Consider the following 17004-nt stretch of genomic DNA (forward strand, 5'->3'; position numbering starts at 1 on the left):
AATGGACAATGCGCTCCTCACCAAGTGCAGGAAGTATCCACATGTCCACCCTGGTTAGCCGTTCCCCTTCGCGCCTGCTGCAGGCCAGTGATGTGCTTCTGTTGCTGGTCGCCATGGTCTGGGGCACCAGCTACGGCGTGGCCAAGGAGGCGCTGGTGTTCTACCCGGTGCTGGGCTTTCTCGCCGTGCGCTTCTGCCTGACCTTTCTGATCCTGCTGCCGCAGCTACGCGGCGAGGGGCGCCAGGCCTGGGCACCCGGCATCCCGCTAGGCGGCGTGATGCTGGCGATCTTCCTGTGCGAAACCTACGGCGTGCTGCACACCTCGGCGAGCAATGCCGCGTTCCTGATCAGCCTGTGCGTGGTCATCACCCCATTCGTGGAATGGCTGATGCTCGACCGCCGCCCCGACTCGCGGCTGCTGCCGGCCGTGGTCCTATCGCTGTTCGGTACCTGGCTGCTCAGCGGTGGCGTCGATCTGCAGTTCAACCTGGGCGACGGCCTGATGCTGCTGGCGGCGCTGCTGCGCGCGGTGCTGGTGTGTCTGACCGGGCGGCTGACCGCACACACCCAGGTGCCGGCCCTGGCGCTGACCGCCGTGCAAACCGGGGTGATCGGTATTGGCTGTCTGCTGCTCGGGGTGATCGTTCTGCCAGGCGGTTTGCCTGCACTGCCGACCGTGCCAGCGTTCTGGATCGGCACCCTGTACCTGGTGCTGTTCGCCACGCTGTTCGCGTTCTTCGTGCAGAACTACGCGCTGCGGCGCAGCAGCCCGACCCGGGTGTCGCTGTTGATGGGCAGCGAGCCGTTGTTCGGCGCGCTGTTCGCCGTGCTGTGGCTCAGTGAGCAATTGAGCGTACAGGCCTGGATCGGCGGCTTTCTGATCGTCGCGGCGACGCTGTGGACGAGCTTGCTTAGGCGCTGATACCTGAGTGGTGGAAGGGGCGGGCCGCGGAGGTGAAGCGTCTTCCACCCTCCGGGATTGGCCCGCCAATTGTCGCGCGCATGGCGCGCTCCCACAGTCTGAGTCTAGCTGTGGCCTCGGCTCTGTAGCCCGGGTTAGCCAAAGGGGCAACCCGGGGCTGAGCAAGGGTATGAAAAAATCCGGGGGTCGCTGCGCTCGACCCAGGCTACGGGTTGCTGGGGTGCAAATGGATGGCCAGCCACAGCGCGCCATCGCTGGTGCGCTCCACCCGGTGGGGCGTGCCAGCGGGCAGGAACAGGTGGTCGCCCGCGCTCAGCTCGATCGCTTCACCTGCCACTGTCATGCTCGCCTCGCCGCGGGCCAGCAGTACCCATTCATCCTGTTCCTGCACGTAGTCCACCGACTCGATCCGTGACGAGCTGAGGATCCGTTCGATCTGCAGGTTGCGGTGGCTGAGAAGGGTGTCGAAGCGCTCACCCTCGGCAGGCGGCTGGCTGTCATGGAACAGGTTGGCAATGAGCATCGGGCGGGCTCGTGTTCAGCGGCGGCCGGGTTTGGGCACGCCGGCGACCAGCAGGTGGTGGTGATCACGGCAGTAGAGTTCTTCGTACCAGCCGTAGTGGGGATCGTTGCAGTAGCCATGTTGCAGGCAGGCCGGCAGATGCGCGAGGTCACTCTTGAAATCATCGCGCAGGGCGGCGAACAGCGAGTCGGGCTGTGGCCAGCCGGCGCGATGCGGCGCCTGGCCGAGGCGGTTGCCGCTGCTCAATTCGCGGGCCAGCACCGCGGCCAGCTCTGCGCAGAAGGTCATGACGCGCTCGGCACCGAGCCGATTTCCCGAGCCAGGCGTTCGACCTGTTCCTGGCGTTCGACCTGATCGACCCGGGCGCCCGGGTTCAGCGACGACCATTCCGGCCGTGCGCGGGCAACGCGCAGGGCGCCCGGCAGCTTGCCTTCGCGCCATTGGCTGTCTTGCAGGGCGCCCAGACGCACCGCTTCGACGGCCGCGTGGCCGCGTTGATCCAGTGCGGCCAGCAAGTGCTCCTGGCGCAGCGCAAGCAGGCGCAGCACGGCGTCGTCGACGGTCAGCTCGCGTTGGCCCTGGAGCTTGCCCTTGAGGCGCGAGCCATAGTTACGCAGGGTCTGCGCGCCACCGCCGAGCAGCGCGCCAGCCAGGGCGGCGGTGCCCAGGGTCAGGCCGCCGACCAGCAGATCCACACCCGCGCCGGCCGCGGCACCGGCGGCCGCGCCGCCGCCCAGGCGGATGCCCAGTTGCTTGATGGTCTCCGGGTTGAACAGATCCTCGCCCCAGCGGCCGTCCAGCAAGGGCAGGTCGTCGGCGCGGGCATCTTCGCGGCGAAAGGCGTACAGGCGCAGCAGGGCTTCCACGCAGCGTTGTTCACGCTGGCGCACCTGGGTGCGCAAATCCTCGATGGCGCTTTTTTCCAGCTCCGGCTGGTTGGCGACGCTGCGCCGGCAGGCGGCGCAGTCGACCAGCAGCTCGGCGATCAGCCGCTTGGCGCTGCGGTGGCGAGCCACGCGCTGGGCTTCGTGATCGTCGATCAAGCGCTGCAATTGCGGGCGCGACTTCTCGTGCATCAGCGCCAGGCTTTCGTACAGGCGGCGCTCACCGTCGAGCGGCGGCGCCACGCTGTCGAAACGCACCAGGGCATGCAACCCCAGGCGCGCCAGGGCTTCGCGCCAGTCGTCCTCACGGTGGTTGGCGCTGGCCACGAAATTCAGCACAGGCAGCAGCGGCCGGCCACACATGGCCAGCACGTTCAGCTCGTCGCGATACTTGGCCAGCACCGGCTCGCGGGCGTCGATTACATACAGGCCGGCGTCCGAGGCCTGCAGCTGACGCAGCACCTTGGCTTCCTGCTCGAAGCGCTGGCGCGCCTCGCTGCCTTCCATGAAGCGCGCCAGTCGCGCCGGGCCGTCGAGGCGCTCGCCGGGGCGGTCGAGCCCGTCGAGGTAATCGAGCAGGGCGATGGCATCTTCCAGGCCGGGCGTGTCGTAGAGCTCCAGCAGCGCCTCGCCGTCCACCGACAGGCGCGCGCCCTCGACGTGGCGGGTAGTGCTGGGGCGGTGGGATACCTCGCCAAAGCCGACGTCACGGGTCAGGGTACGCAGCAGCGAGGTCTTGCCGACGTTGGTGTGGCCGACCACGGCGAATCTCAGGGCCTGGGTCATGGGTACTGGCTCCCGTTTCGATCCTGTAGGAGCCCCGACCTCGGGGCGATGCGAAGGGAGCCATGGAGCCGTAGCAGCGGTGCGGTACCCATTCGCTGGGAGGGCGCGGCTCCTACGCTGATTCGGGCCTCAGTGCGGTAGGGTGGATGACGCTTGACCGATCCACCAGGCTTCACAGTTGCACGTTGGATGAAAGGATCGCCGGCTGCGCGCCCCGATCCACGCCTACGGTTCTCTTCAGTCATGGCCGGTCTCCAGCCAGGTCAGCGGCGAGCTGCCGCGGTGGGCCAGTTGCAGGTCGTCCAGCGCCTTGTGCCAGTCGCCGAGGCGCTCGCTGTCGAGGGTCTCGCCCTGGGGTGGCTGCAGCAGCCAGATGCGTGTTTCGCCGGCACTGCGGGCCAGTTCGGCGAGCAGTGCCAGGCTACCGCGGTCCGGTGAACGCCGTGGATCGCAGGCGATGGCCAGGCGCGCCGGCGGAAAACGGATGAGCTGGTCGAGCAACTGACGGCGTTGCTCACGGCTGTCGATGATCCCGGCGTCGGCCACCGACTTGGGCAGGGCCAGCGGCCAGGGGCGGCGGTCGTCGAGCTCGATCGCCACCAGCAGTGCGCCGTCGCTTGCGGCGACGCCGGCAGCCGGCTGCACCCGATGCAACTGCGTCGGTTCGGCATCGCAGATGCCTAAGCGCTCGCTGTTGGGTTGCAGGCGGTCACGCAGCAGGTCGTAGCCGGGTTGCGACAGGTCCAGGGTCAGCCGGGCCGTGCCGGCTCGCCAGCGCCACAGGCACACCAGGCCCAGCAGCAGGCGCGGCAGCAGCCCGTAGATCACCAGCACGCCGATCAGCCAGCCGGCCCAGGCATGGCGGGCGGCTTCCAGCGGCAAGGGGCTGTCGCCGCTGGCGCGGATGGTGGCGGCATCGGGCACCGGAAAACCGAGCAGGCCAGGCAATGCGCCCAAAGCCTGGGTCAGGGCGACGAAGGTATCGCCGCCGAGCAGAGTGGTCTCCCAGACGAAGCCATAGCGGCGGGTGGAGAGCAGCGCCAGCAGCATTACCAGGGCGGTGGTCAGCGCCACCAGCCAGAGGCCGTGTACGGCCATGCCGACCAGCCAGCGATTGAGGCGCTGGCGACGCAGCAGCAGAACCAGGGCCGGGCCGGTGTGCAGTGCGCTGGCATCGCGGGCCAGCTTTTCGCTGAGCCACAGCCACAGACGGCCGAGCACCGCGCCATGACCGCCACCGAACAGCAGGCCGAGCAACCAGCCCAGCAGCATCAGAATATGCAGGCCGAGCATACTGCCCAGGGCCCAGAACACGTTCACCGGCGTCTGCCCGTCACCCAGGGCCGCTACCGCCAGGCCGGCGCCACTGGCCAGGGCCAGCAGGCCGAGCAGCAGCAGGGCCAGGCGCGCGCCTTGCAGCCAGTGGCGCTGCGCCTGCACTTGGCCGTCACGTTCGGCCAGGTGCAGGGCGCGGTGTTCGATACGGGTGGCCAGGTCGCCACCGGCTACCTGGGCGCGGCGGTTGGCTTCGCTGTCTTCGAGCAGGCCGGCATGTTCTTCGCGCAGGCGCACGGCCTCGCAAAGCCAGAGGCGTTGCAGCTTGGGTAGGGACACGCGATCTCCCGGTGAGTGTCAGTCTCCGGGAGCATACCCGCTGCGTGGTGAATGACAACAGCTCGCAGCTAGGGTCTGTTGCCGTTTCAACGCGAGCCGCGTTGTCGCGAGAAATCTCGCCAGGCCGGGCGGCGATCCGCTAGGCGGAGGACGCAGGTAATGGACTAGCCGTCCGCGTTTTCCCTTGCCAAGTCCTCCAACGACGCATGGCGAGACTTCCCGCACAACCCGAAGGGCCGGGCCCGTTTTGTCGCGACGCTGCGTTTCTCGCCGGCTCATTTAGCCCACTAAACTTCGCGGCTCGTGCCTTGCCTCGCGACAAAACGGGCTCCGGCGCGGCCGTGCGTGAAACGGCAACAGACCCTAGTGTCTGGCGGCGTCGCGCAGGCGCACGGCGATATCCGGCTGATCGATGAACAGGCCATCGATGCCCGTGGCCAGGAAGGCGCGCAGCTCGGCGTCGATGTCGCCGCGGGTGGCCGGGTCGCTGCCCCGTTGCAGGTCGGTGGGCAGGAACTGGTTTTCGGCGCGGAAGGTGTAGGGATGAACCTTGAGGCCGGCTGCATGGGCATCGGTGACAAAACGTGTCGGCTCACCCAGGCTGCCGTCCGGTTGGCGTGGGATCACGTAGCCCTTGTCCGGGCCCACGCCGTTGGCGTACTCGGCCACTGCCTTCAATCCAGCAGGCGTGGCCATCTGCGCGTAGGTCAGCGGATTACCCAACTCGACCTGATCCTGTGGCTGGCCCTTGCCGTACAGCTGCACCAGGCGCAGCGGGCTGAGCTGGCGCAGGGCCTTGAGGTTGCTCACTTCGAACGACTGGATAAACACCGGTGCCTCTGAGTCCCGATAGCCGTTGCGGGCCAGCGCCTCTACCAGAGGTTTCTCCATGGCCAGCCCGAGCTGCTGGAAGTGCGCGGGGTGCTTGGTCTCGATATACAGACCGATCTCGCGGCCCTGGCTGACCTGCAGCGCCTTCACCAGGCCGATGATTTCCTGCAGGGTCGGAATCTCGAACTGGCCATCCAGGCGCGTGTTGCCTGGGCGGGTATCGGGGATGCGTTCGATGGCGCGCAGGCGTTTGAGCTCGGCGGCGGTAAAGTCCTCGCTGAACCAGCCATCGAGCTCGACCCCATCGATGCGCTGCTTGCGTTTGCGGTCGGCGAACTCCGGGTGCTCGGCCACGTCGGTGGTCAAACCCAGTTCGTTGTCATGGCGGGCGAACAGCTGGCCGTCCTTGCTCATCACCAGGTCCGGCTCGATGTAGTCCGCGCCCTGCAGCACCGCGACCGCATAGGCGGCCAGGGTGTGCTCGGGCAGGTAACCGCTGGCGCCGCGATGGGCGATGATCAGCGGCTTGCCGTCGTCGGCGCGCTTGGCTGCGGGGGCTGTCGGTTGTTCCGCGTTGGCGGTGAAGGGCAGGGCGAGCAGGGCGCTGAGCAGCAGCGCGCGGGGCTGGTGGGTCGGCATGGAGAGGGCTTCCTGGCGATTTGAAGGGTTAGCCTGCACCATCAACCATGGCGCGCGCATGACAATGCAGCAAGTCATGCGACGGCACGCGGCCCTCTGCTATGCTCGCCGCCATGACGACTCGACTCCCCCTCTGCCTGATCGCCGCCCTCGCCGAAAATCGCGTGATTGGCCGCGACAATCAACTGCCCTGGCGCTTGCCGGCGGATCTCAAGCACTTCAAGGCCATGACCCTCGGCAAGCCGATCATCATGGGCCGCAAGACCTGGGATTCCCTCGGCCGTCCGTTGCCGGGACGTCTCAATCTGGTGGTCAGCCGCCAGGCAGGCCTGCAGCTAGAAGGCGCGGAAGTCTTCGCCACGGTCGAGGCCGCACATCAGCGTGCCGAAGCCTGGGCGCGCGAGCAGGGTGTCGACGAGGTGATGCTGATCGGCGGTGCCCAGCTTTATGAACAGGCGCTGCCGGATGCCGACCGCCTGTACCTGACCCGGGTGGCGCTGCAGCCGGAGGGCGACGCCTGGTTTCCGGCCTTCGACGAGGCGCAATGGCAGCGCGTCGAGTGCGACGAGCAGGCGGCCACCGATGAGGCACCCGCACATCGTTTCGAAACCTGGGCACGCCGCTAGCCCGCCACGGCGCCGCACTTAAACGTGTTTCGGCGCTTCGCTGGACTCGGCCACTTCGTCGCGGTCGTCGATGAATTCGGTTCGCGGCGAGCCGTCGGCGTTGAGCTGGAACACCCGGCTCGGCTGGCCCTTGGCATTGAAGAACACCTGACCAAGACCGGCGGAATTCCACAGCCGCTCGCCCGACCTGCTGTGTTTGGGAATGTGCGGGAAAACCTGCATGCGCCGGCGCTTGGTCAGCCAGTTGAGTGGTGACCAGGGCGCGTACAGCCAGCGATTGAGGCGGTCGAAGACATCCAGCAGACGGCGTGGGAATTCGTTCTTCACGCCGCTGCTGGTGATCTGCCAGATGGTCGGGCCGCGCAACCGGTGCCGCACCTTGACCTCGTAGAAGAACGAGTAGTGCACGTCGCCGGACAGCACCACGTAGTCTCGGGGTGTGCGCGAGTGGCGGAAGATGTTCATCATCACGCTGGCGGCACCGCGGTGTGCCATCCAGTTTTCCGCATCGACCATCAGCGGGTGGCCGGCCCAGCTGAATATCCGCTGCACGGCTTCGATCAGCTTGACCCCGAACATCGGCGCCGGCGAGACGATGATGGCGCTCGGGTGGTCGAGCAGGTTCTGTTGCAGTTCGCTGAGCGCTTCCCAGTCGAGCAATCCGGATGGGCGCTTGAGGTTGCGCTCGCTGCGCCAGCGGCGGGTGCGGGTATCGAGCACCAGCAGCGCCGGGCTGCTGGGCAGCACGTAATGCCAGTGCTGGAAACTCATCAACTCGTCGATCAGGCGATCCTGGGCCGGGCTGTCCAGGCCAGCGTCTCGCGCTCGCTCGCACAGCGCTCGGGCATTGGCCAGCGGTTCGGCGAAGGCATCCGGGTCGTTGCCCCAGCCCTGGCACAGCAGGTAGCCGATCAGCGCATTGCCGATGATGCGCTTGGAGAAAGGATGGCCGTAGGCGGTTTCCTCCCACTGGGCCGACAGGTTCCAGTCATCGGTGATGTCGTGGTCGTCGAAGATCATCAGGTTCGGCAGGTGCGCCAGCACCCGTGCCACGTCACCGAGGTTGTCGGCGAATGCCGCGATGCAGGCGCGCTCGCTGTCATAGCGCTGGGCGTCTTCGGCGTTCAGCTCGGGCGCCGCGTTATCGAGCAGTTGCCAGGGGGTGGGCGACCAGACCAGCAGGTACATGGCCAGCACTTCGGCCAGGGTGACCAGGTGGTTGTCGGCATTGCTGCTGGTGAAGATGGGTTTCTCCGTGCCACCGAAGAAGCGCTCGCGCAGGGTTTCGTTGCTCTTCAGCGCGGGCAGCAGATCGGCGCGGTGATAGTAGCTGGCCGGGTGTCGATACAGGTCGGCACTGTCGTCGATGACGGCGCCTTCGAGCCGTTCGTGGTACAGGCCCAGGCGCTCGATCAATTGGTGGATGGCGTACAGCATCGGGCCGGCGACATCGTCGACATACACCTGGTCACCGCTGTGCATCAGCAGCGCGGGCCGCTCGTGGGGCGCATGGGGCGTGGCCAACAGACGGTCGGCACACAGTAGCCCGTCCTTGGCGGCATGGTGCGGTTTGCGGCAGGAGCCATGCAGCAGGTGATCGATGCGCGTGCGCAGCACGAAATTGGGGCAGGTCGCGCCGTCATATAGCAGGTGCGTGGCCCACTCGGCGATGCCTTGGGCGCCGTCGATCAGCAGGTCGTAGTCGATCCGGGTGTCCTGGGGCAGCGGCGTGTCGAGGTGCAGGTCGATCAGGTGGATGACCGCGTGCTCACCGACCACCAGGCGCTGGCAGGCATCGTCGCCCAGCGGGTAATCACCGGCGGGCTGCTCGCCGGGCGCCAGGCGCAGCGTCAGTTGCAGCGGGCGGCTGGCGACCAGCCAGAGTACCAGGCGGCCCGGCTCCAGCCGGCGCAATAGCGGGCCGGCGAGTACGGCGGGCAGGGCGGTAGCGAGGGCAGAGTCTGGCAACGGCATCCCGTATCGTTCGCGGCCGCTGTTCATTCAGCTGGCCTGGGGTTGGAGAATCAATAAGGACATGGCGCTTGGCCATTGGTTCTGCTGTCACAAAAGCTTCATGGTTCACTGCGCGGCCTTGCGCAGTTCATCCAGGTCGAGAATCTCGATTTCGCCGTAGGTCAGCCTGACGATACTGCGGGCCTGCAGATCCTTGAGTACGCCATTGGCGGTCTGCCGGGAGATGGCCAGCATCGCCGCCAATTGCTCCTGGGACATGTGGATGATGCGCCGCGGGCCCTGGGTTTCGCCATAGTCCTCGGCGATCAGCAGCAGGCGCCGCGCCAGACGCTGCGCGGCGGGTAGCAGGCTGATCTCCTCGAGTGCGATGAAGGCCAGGCGCACCTTGTGAGCCATCAACAGGGCGAGGTCGCGCCAGTAGGCAGGATGCGTGTCGAGCAGGGCCAGGAGGCCGGCCTGGGGCACATGCAGCAGGCTGCTGGCGCCTTCGGCAACCGCGTCATGGGTGCGTGGCTGGCCGTCGAACAGGGCGATCTCACCGAACCAATGCGGCGCTTCCACCAGCACCAGCAGGGCTTCCCGGCCATCTTCACCCACGCTGCCGACGCGCATGGCGCCCTTCAATACGGCGTACAGCCCGCTGGGCGCGTCGCCACGGCTGAACAGGCGTTGCCCGGCCTCCAGGCTCAGCAGCTTGCCTTGCGCCAGCAACGCCTGTTGTAACGCTGGCGGCAACGCGGCGAACCATTGGCCTTGATGCAAGGTATCGCGCAGATCGTTCATGGAAATTCCGCTTTGTCGGCTAGCTGACAGTGCTGGCGCACGAGCCGCGCCATGATTAGGCGGCACGTACCCCGAGAGGATAACAACAATGAAAACCCTGGTGGATCACCTCGCCCAATATGCGGCCTATCACCGTGATCGGCGCAATATCGTCACTCACTTCGTCGGCATTCCGATGATCGTGCTGGCCGTTACCGTGCTGCTGTCGCGACCGGGCCTTTTGGTGGGCAGTCTGTGGCTCTCGCCGGCCACCCTGGCCGCGCTGCTCAGCACCCTGTTCTACTTGCGCCTGGACGTCCGCTTCGGTGTGGTGATGGGCGTGTTGCTAGGGTTGTGCCTGTGGTTCAGCGCCGGGTTGGCGATGGCCGGCACGGCGCTGTGGCTGAGCATGGGCCTGGGTCTGTTCGTGGTCGGCTGGATCATCCAGTTCATCGGCCATTTCTACGAAGGCCGCAAGCCGGCATTCGTCGACGACCTGATGGGGCTGATCATCGGGCCGCTGTTCGTGGTCGCCGAGGCGGCCTTTCTGCTTGGCCTGCGCCAGGACGTCGAGCATCGGGTGGTCGAGCGGGCCGGGCCGACCTGCATACGTGAGCGCAAGGTGGCCTGAGGTCGCCGGCTGGCTCTGCTAAACGCTTGATCAGCCCTGCGCCCGGTACTGCTGGGCTTGCCCCAGGAGCCAGTCACGAAAGGCCTGCAGCGCCGCCGACTCGACCTTGCGCTCCGGCACGGTCAGATAATAGGCGCGGCCGCCGTCGGGTACCGGTCGATCGAGGGCGACCACCAAGCTGCCGTCCGCCAGTTCGCGCTGGATGAGAAACGGCGGGATCAACGCCACGCCCATTTCATGGCGGGCCGCCTCGGCGAGCATCGAGAACAGTTCCAGGCGCGGGCCGGTCATGTCGCGACTGATGTTCAGCCCCTGCGCCGCGAACCACTGGCGCCAGGCGTAGGGGCGGGTGCTCTGCTGCAGCAGCGGCAGTTCGGCGATTCGCTCGACGGTGGCCGGCTGGCCGCCGAGCAGCATGGGGCTGCACACCGGCGTCAGGTGTTCGTGCATCAGAAAATGCGCCTCGGTACCCGACCAGTCGCCATCGCCGAAATAGATCGCCGCGTCGAAGCCGGTGTCGGCGAACAGGAACGGTCGTGTGCGGTTGGTCAGGTGCACGGTGACCTCCGGGTGCAATCGCTGGAAGTCCTTGAGTCGCGGCAGCAGCCATTGCGTCGCGAAGGTTGGTACCACGGCGAGCTCCAGGCCCATGGCGCCCTGGGCACCCATCAGCGCCAGGGTGTCGCGCTCCACGGCATCGAGCTGCGCGGCTACCTTGGCCGCATAGGCGGTGCCTGCTTCGGTCAGCAATACGCCGCGGCGCGAGCGGCGAAACAGCTCAACGCCAAGAAAAGCTTCGAGCCCGGCGATCTGCCGGCAAACCGCGCCCTGGGTCAGCGCCAGTTCATCGGCTGCCCGGGTGAAACTCTGGTGGCGGGCGGAGGCCTCAAAGGCCACCAGTGCCGCGGTGCTGGGAATCTTTCGACGCATCTGTGCAAGTACCTCACTGGATAGCGCTTTTTATTAATATAAAGGCTATCTCGGAGTGATCTTTTTGCACAGTGGCATGCAGATTAGTCGTTTGCGGGCAGCCGGCTAGGCTTTTAGGCTCAGCTCACACGTTACTGCCCGAGGATTTCACGATGGCTGGCAAGGCAAGCTTCAACTGGATCGACCCGCTGCTGCTCGACCAGCAGCTCACCGAAGAAGAACGCATGGTGCGTGACAGCGCTGAGCAATTTGCCGCCGACAAGTTGGCGCCGCGGGTGCTCGAGGCCTTCCGTCATGAAAAAACCGACCCGGCGATCTTCCGCGAGATGGGCGAAACCGGCCTGCTTGGCGCGACCATTCCTGAAGCCTACGGTGGCAGCGGCCTCAACTACGTGTGCTACGGGCTGATCGCTCGCGAAGTGGAGCGTATCGACTCCGGCTACCGCTCGATGATGAGCGTACAGTCGTCGCTGGTGATGGTGCCGATCAATGAATTCGGCAGCGAGGCGACCAAGCAGAAGTATCTGCCCAAGCTGGCCTCTGGCGAGTACATCGGCTGCTTCGGCCTCACCGAGCCGAATTACGGCTCCGATCCGGGCTCGATGATCACCCGCGCCAAGAAGGTCGACGGCGGTTACCGCCTGACCGGCAACAAGATGTGGATCACCAATAGCCCGATTGCCGATGTCTTCGTGGTCTGGGCCAAGGACGATGCCGGCGAGATCCGCGGCTTCGTGTTGGAAAAAGGCTGGGAAGGCCTGTCGGCGCCGGCGATTCACGGCAAGGTCGGCCTGCGTGCGTCGATCACCGGCGAAGTCGTCATGGATAACGTGTTTTGCCCCGAAGAGAACGCGTTCCCCGATGTGCGCGGCCTGCGCGGCCCGTTCACCTGCCTGAACTCGGCTCGCTACGGCATCAGCTGGGGCGCGCTGGGCGCTGCCGAAGCCTGCTGGCACACGGCGCGCCAGTACACCCTGGATCGTCAGCAGTTCGGCCGCCCATTGGCCGCCAACCAGCTGATCCAGAAGAAGCTGGCCGACATGCAGACCGAAATCACTCTGGCCCTGCAGGGCTGCCTGCGCCTGGGGCGGATGAAGGACGAAGGCACCGCGGCGGTGGAAATCACTTCGATCATGAAGCGCAACAGCTGCGGCAAGGCTCTGGATATCGCCCGGATGGCCCGTGACATGCTGGGCGGTAACGGCATCAGCGACGAATTCGGCGTGGCCCGCCATCTGGTCAACCTCGAGGTGGTCAACACCTATGAGGGCACCCACGATGTGCACGCGCTGATTCTGGGGCGGGCGCAGACGGGCATCCAGGCCTTCTTCTAAGCCGCTCCAGGTTGTCGATCGTTCCCGCGCCTGGCGTGGGAGCGCCTGCGTCATCTCCGTACGAGGCCTCTGCGATGTCCGGTGCTCTGTCTCATTTACGCGTACTCGACCTGTCCCGCGTGCTCGCCGGCCCCTGGTGCGGGCAGAACCTGGCCGACCTCGGCGCCGAGGTCATCAAGGTCGAACGGCCCAAGGTCGGTGACGATACCCGCCACTGGGGGCCGCCTTACCTGCGTGATGGAGAGGGGCGCGACACCAGCGAGGCGGCCTATTTCCTCGCCGCCAACCGCAACAAGCAGTCGTTGACCCTGGATTTCACCCAGGCCGAAGGTCAGCGCCTGGTGCGCGAGCTGGCGGCCAAATCGGACATCCTCATCGAGAATTTCAAGGTCGGCGGCCTGGCGGCCTACGGACTGGATTACGCCAGCCTCAAGGCAATCAACCCGCGGCTGATCTATTGCTCGATCACCGGTTTCGGCCAGGACGGCCCATACGCCAAGCGTGCCGGTTATGATTTCATGATCCAGGGCCTGGGCGGCCTGATGAGCCTGACCGGCCAGCCCGATGGCGGCGAGGGCGGCGGCCCGGTCAAGGTCGGCGTCGCGCTGACCGACATCCTCACCGGGCTGTACGCCACGGTCGCCGTGCTGGCGGCGCTGGCGCACCGCGACAAGACCGGCGAGGGCCAGCACATCGACATGGCCCTGCTCGACGTGCAGGTGGCGTGCCTGGCCAACCAGGCGATGAATTACCTGACCACCGGTGTTTCGCCGAAGCGCCTGGGCAATGCCCACCCCAACATCGTGCCTTACCAAGCCTTCCCGACCGCCGATGGCGACCTGATCCTCACGGTGGGTAACGACAGCCAGTTCCGCAAGTTCTGCGAAGTGGCCGGGCATCCCGAATGGGGCGCGGACCCGCGCTTTGCCAGCAACGGCCAGCGTGTCGCCCACCGGGCCGAGCTGATCCCGCTGATCCGCCAGGCCACGGTGTTCCGTACCACCGCGCAATGGGTCGGCCTGCTCGAAGCGGCAGGCGTGCCATGCGGGCCGGTCAACGATCTGCAGCAGGTGTTCGCCGATCCGCAGGTTATCGCCCGGGGGCTGCGTCTTGACCTGCCCCATCCGTTGGCGGGCAACACGCCTCAGGTGGCCAGCCCGCTGCGGCTGTCGGCCAGCCCCGTCGAATATCGCCAGGCGCCGCCGCTGTTGGGGGAGCACACCGAGCGGGTGCTCGGCGAGGTGCTGGGGCTGGACGCCGAGCAGATTCAGGCGCTACGGGATCAGGGCGTGATCTGACCCGGCGTGAGCCGACGAGTCAGAGACGATGAGTGTACTCAGGCGTCCAGCTGGGAGGCCGGGCCGAAGAACTCGTAGTGGCACTGTTCGCCGGGAACCCCGAGGTCGCTCAGGTGCCGCTTGACCTGCGCCATGAAGGGCTTCGGCCCGAGGAAGTACGCGTCCAGGTCGCGGTCTTCCGGCAGCCAGTCGGCCAGTTGTTCGCGGCTGACCACACCCTGGGCATGGGGCTGGTCACCGTCACGCGGGGCGCTGTAGCAGAAGCGGTAACTGATCTGTGGGTAATCGCGGCTCTGTTCTTCGATCCACCGTTTGAAGGCATGTACCCCGCCGTGGCGCGCATAGTGAATGAAATGAATCGGCCGGCCGCTTTCGCGGGCCGCTTCCAGCATGGTCAACGCCGGAGTGATGCCTACGCCCGCGGTGATCAATGCCAGGGGCTTGCTCGAGGGGCGCAGCACGAAGTCACCCGCCGGCGGAAACAGTTCCAGGGTGTCGCCTTCCTGAACATGGTCATGCAGGTAGTTGGACACCTTGCCCTCGTTTTCGCGCTTTACGCTGATGCGGTAGTCGCGGCCGTTGCCCTGAGCGGAAAGCGAGTAGTTGCGGCGCTGTTCCTGGCCGTCGATGACCATGCGCAGGCCGATGTATTGTCCCGGCTGCTGGCGTAGCACGGCCCCGCCGTCCACCGGCGCCAGGAGGAAAGAAGTGATCTCCTCGCTCTCGACGTTCTTGCTGACCACCTTGAAGTCGCGCGACCCGCGCCACCCGCCCGGTGCCTGTTCGTGTTCCTTGTACGCTTGCTCTTCGGCGCCGATCAGGATGTCCGCCAGTTGCCCGTAGGCCACGCCCCAAGCCTGGATCACGTCATCCGTAGCGATTTCCTCACCCAGCACTTCGCGAATGGCCCGCAACAGGCAACTGCCCACGATCGGGTAATGTTCCGGCAGGATCTGCAGCGCCACGTGCTTGTTGACGATCTGGCCTACCAGCGGGCCGAGCGCCTCCAGGCGGTCGATGTGGCGGGCATACATGAGCACCGCATTAGCCAGTGCGCGCTGCTGGGCACCGCTGGCCTGGTGGGCCTGATTGAACAGCGGGCGTACCTGCGGATACTCCTTCAGCATCATCGCGTAGAAGTGTCGGGTCAGGGCTTCGCCGTCGGTTTCCAGCAGGGGCACGGTGGCTTTGATGATGGCGCGTTGTTGGTTGCTCAGCATGGTGATCGTTCCTGTCGCAAGGCATGGATGTTTTCTCTACCTGGCTCATTACAGATCCCGTGCCAACTTGCGAGGCCGCTGGATTACTGGGGTTGGGCATGCTATGAGTCTTTTTGACTTAGATGCTTTCGTGTCTTTATGACTCTATTGGTGTCTTTATGACTTCAAATCCGTTGCTGGTTGCCCTGCTTCCGCTGGTGGATGACCTGTCCCGCGAACTCCCCGAGCGTGAGCGCTATCGACGGCTGCTCGCTGCCTTGCGGCAGCTGTTTCCCTGTGACGCCGTGGCGCTGCTCAGGCTCGACGGCGAGGTGCTGGTGCCGCTGTCCGTGGAGGGGCTGAGCGCCGACACCATGGGTCGACGCTTCAAGGTGAGCGAGCATCCGCGCCTGCATGAGCTGTTGCAGCATCGCGGGCCCACCCGCTTTGCCGCCGACTGCGAGTTGCCCGATCCCTACGATGGCTTGCTGGAAGGGCAGCATGGGCACCTGGAAGTGCATGACTGCCTGGGTTGCCCGCTGTATGTGAAAGAGCAGCTCTGGGGGCTGCTGACCCTGGACTCGCTGCAGTCGAGCAGCTTCGGCCGTGTCGACCTGGGCATGCTGGAAGCTTTCGCCAGTCTCGCGGCGGCGACCGTGGCGGCCAGTGAGCGCATTTCCCTGCTTATGGGGCGCGTGGAAGATGAGCAGCGCCGCGCCGACCTTTATAAGCAAGCAGCTGCCGCCGTGCGGCCTAGGGAGATGATCGGTCAGAGCCCCAGGCACAAGGCGCTGCTGCAGGAGATTGAGTTGGTCGGCAGCAGTGACCTGACGGTGCTGATCAGTGGCGAGACGGGCGTGGGCAAGGAGCTGGTGGCCGAGGCGCTGCATGGAGCGTCGGCCCGGGCCTCACGACCCATGGTCAGCATCAACTGTGCGGCGCTGCCGGATACCTTGGTGGAGAGCGAGTTGTTCGGTCACGTCCGGGGCGCATTTTCGGGAGCGGTCAGCGAGCGGCGTGGCAAGTTCGAACTGGCTGACGGTGCCACCCTGTTTCTCGATGAGGTAGGCGAGCTGCCCCTGGCAGTGCAATCAAAGCTGCTGCGGGTATTGCAGAGCGGGCAGCTGCAACGCGTGGGGTCGGATCGCGAGCACCGGGTCGATGTGCGGGTGCTGGCGGCTACCAACCGCGACCTGGCCGAAGAGGTGCGTGCTGGGCGCTTTCGTGCCGACCTCTATCATCGCCTGAGCGTCTACCCGCTCAAGGTGCCAGCCCTGCGTGAGCGGGGGCGCGACGTGTTGCTGCTGGCGGGGTACTTTCTCGAAGACAATCGTGCGCGCCTGGGGCTGCGCAGCCTGCGTCTTGCGCCGGATGTGCAGAAGACGCTCTTGCAGCATGACTGGCCGGGCAATGTTAGAGAGTTGGAGCACCTGATCGGCCGCGCAGCGATCAAGGCGCTGTCGGCCTGTGCCGAGCGTCCGCAGATACTGACCATCGACAGCCGCGCGCTGGACCTGCATCCCGCGCATCGTAGCTATATAGAAGAAGAGGTGAGCGGGACGAGCGAGTCACAGGTACCGCCAGCGGGGCAGTCGCTTCGCGACGCGGTGGATGACTATCAGCGGCGCGTTATAGAGGCAGCCCTCGATCGTCATACCGGGCGCTGGGCGGACGTGGCGCGCGAGCTGGCAGTGGATCGGGCCAACCTGCAGCGGTTGGCCCGGCGGCTGGGCCTGAAATAGGCCTGTTCAGGTTGCTGCTCATATAGAGGGGGCCCGGCTGGCAGCTTTATTTCAATTAGATGAAATAAACGGTTGACCTGATCTTGTGGAGGCCTATAATGCGCACCACTTCCGGCGCAGCCTGATCTGAAAACTCCTTGTAGATCAACGAGTTAGATGGAAATAAAGGTTGCACGGACGGCGAATTCGAGTAGAATGCGCCGGCATCGACAGGGTGGTTTGAGTGGTTCTGTTGATGGTTCGGTCAGGTTGATCGAAGGCGGTAAAAGAGGGTGTTGACAGCGGTTTGTAACGCTGTAGAATGCGCC

Annotated in this window: 15 protein-coding genes; 6 read left to right on the plus strand and 9 right to left on the minus strand. The window is 65.8% G+C overall.

The annotated features are described in order from the left end of the window. The first annotated feature begins 41 nt into the window (after positions 1–41). The gene (locus BVH06_RS04505; RefSeq protein ID WP_075933335.1) at positions 42–923 is read left to right on the plus strand and encodes a DMT family transporter; all 882 of its coding nucleotides are present in this window, start codon (positions 42–44) and stop codon (positions 921–923) included. 205 nt (positions 924–1128) lie between these two features. On the opposite strand, the gene BVH06_RS04510 is transcribed toward BVH06_RS04505, so the two are convergent. From BVH06_RS04510 to BVH06_RS04530, 5 genes are all read right to left on the minus strand, one after another. Further along, positions 1129–1446, minus strand: coding sequence for a cupin domain-containing protein (locus tag BVH06_RS04510; protein WP_075929337.1), 318 nt, complete (start codon positions 1444–1446; stop codon positions 1129–1131). 15 nt (positions 1447–1461) lie between these two features. Continuing rightward, a complete protein-coding gene (locus BVH06_RS04515; protein WP_027909010.1) occupies positions 1462–1734 on the minus strand; it encodes a hypothetical protein in 273 nt (90 codons plus the stop codon). Beyond that, positions 1731–3116: a GTPase/DUF3482 domain-containing protein gene (locus BVH06_RS04520; protein ID WP_075933336.1), complete on the minus strand. Its 1386-nt coding sequence runs from the start codon at positions 3114–3116 to the stop codon at positions 1731–1733. Before BVH06_RS04520 ends, BVH06_RS04515 begins: the two co-directional genes overlap by 4 nt. Before the next feature lie 237 nt (positions 3117–3353). Next, a complete protein-coding gene (locus tag BVH06_RS04525; RefSeq protein WP_075933337.1) occupies positions 3354–4730 on the minus strand; it encodes a DUF2868 domain-containing protein in 1377 nt (458 codons plus the stop codon). Positions 4731–5093: 363 nt separating this feature from the next. Beyond that, on the minus strand, positions 5094–6200 hold the full coding sequence (locus BVH06_RS04530; RefSeq protein ID WP_075933338.1) for a glycerophosphodiester phosphodiesterase: 1107 nt from the start codon (positions 6198–6200) through the stop codon (positions 5094–5096). Between the two features lie 101 nt (positions 6201–6301). Here BVH06_RS04530 and BVH06_RS04535 point away from each other — a divergent pair, with 101 nt between their 5' ends. Then, a complete protein-coding gene (locus tag BVH06_RS04535; RefSeq protein WP_075929333.1) occupies positions 6302–6826 on the plus strand; it encodes a dihydrofolate reductase in 525 nt (174 codons plus the stop codon). 18 nt (positions 6827–6844) lie between these two features. Here the strand turns inward: BVH06_RS04535 and BVH06_RS04540 are convergent, their stop codons facing one another. Together BVH06_RS04540 and BVH06_RS04545 are read right to left on the minus strand one after the other, a co-directional pair. Beyond that, positions 6845–8800, minus strand: coding sequence for an alkaline phosphatase family protein (locus BVH06_RS04540; protein ID WP_256575125.1), 1956 nt, complete (start codon positions 8798–8800; stop codon positions 6845–6847). 105 nt (positions 8801–8905) lie between these two features. Beyond that, entirely contained in the window at positions 8906–9583 is a 678-nt protein-coding gene (locus BVH06_RS04545) for a Crp/Fnr family transcriptional regulator (RefSeq protein WP_075933340.1), read from the minus strand. 88 nt (positions 9584–9671) lie between these two features. Between BVH06_RS04545 and BVH06_RS04550 the strand changes: the two genes are divergently transcribed. Beyond that, positions 9672–10193: a DUF962 domain-containing protein gene (locus BVH06_RS04550; RefSeq protein ID WP_075933341.1), complete on the plus strand. Its 522-nt coding sequence runs from the start codon at positions 9672–9674 to the stop codon at positions 10191–10193. Between the two features lie 30 nt (positions 10194–10223). On the opposite strand, the gene BVH06_RS04555 is transcribed toward BVH06_RS04550, so the two are convergent. Further along, complete coding sequence (locus tag BVH06_RS04555; protein WP_075933342.1) at positions 10224–11123, minus strand: LysR family transcriptional regulator; 900 nt, start codon at positions 11121–11123, stop codon at positions 10224–10226. 152 nt (positions 11124–11275) lie between these two features. Here BVH06_RS04555 and BVH06_RS04560 point away from each other — a divergent pair, with 152 nt between their 5' ends. Next, the gene (locus BVH06_RS04560) at positions 11276–12457 is read left to right on the plus strand and encodes an acyl-CoA dehydrogenase (protein WP_075929328.1); all 1182 of its coding nucleotides are present in this window, start codon (positions 11276–11278) and stop codon (positions 12455–12457) included. A gap of 74 nt (positions 12458–12531) precedes the next feature. After that, positions 12532–13755: a CaiB/BaiF CoA-transferase family protein gene (locus BVH06_RS04565; protein WP_075933343.1), complete on the plus strand. Its 1224-nt coding sequence runs from the start codon at positions 12532–12534 to the stop codon at positions 13753–13755. A 38-nt stretch (positions 13756–13793) separates the two neighbouring features. On the opposite strand, the gene hmpA is transcribed toward BVH06_RS04565, so the two are convergent. Further along, positions 13794–14975 carry an NO-inducible flavohemoprotein gene (gene hmpA / locus BVH06_RS04570; protein ID WP_075933344.1) on the minus strand — a complete coding sequence of 394 codons (1182 nt, stop codon included), beginning with the start codon at positions 14973–14975 and terminating at the stop codon, positions 13794–13796. Between the two features lie 158 nt (positions 14976–15133). Here hmpA and norR point away from each other — a divergent pair, with 158 nt between their 5' ends. Beyond that, on the plus strand, positions 15134–16696 hold the full coding sequence (gene norR, locus BVH06_RS04575; RefSeq protein ID WP_075933345.1) for a nitric oxide reductase transcriptional regulator NorR: 1563 nt from the start codon (positions 15134–15136) through the stop codon (positions 16694–16696). Positions 16697–17004 lie beyond the last annotated feature (308 nt).

The organism is Pseudomonas sp. PA27(2017) (assembly GCF_001945445.1).
In the GTDB taxonomy this organism is placed as follows: domain Bacteria; phylum Pseudomonadota; class Gammaproteobacteria; order Pseudomonadales; family Pseudomonadaceae; genus Aquipseudomonas.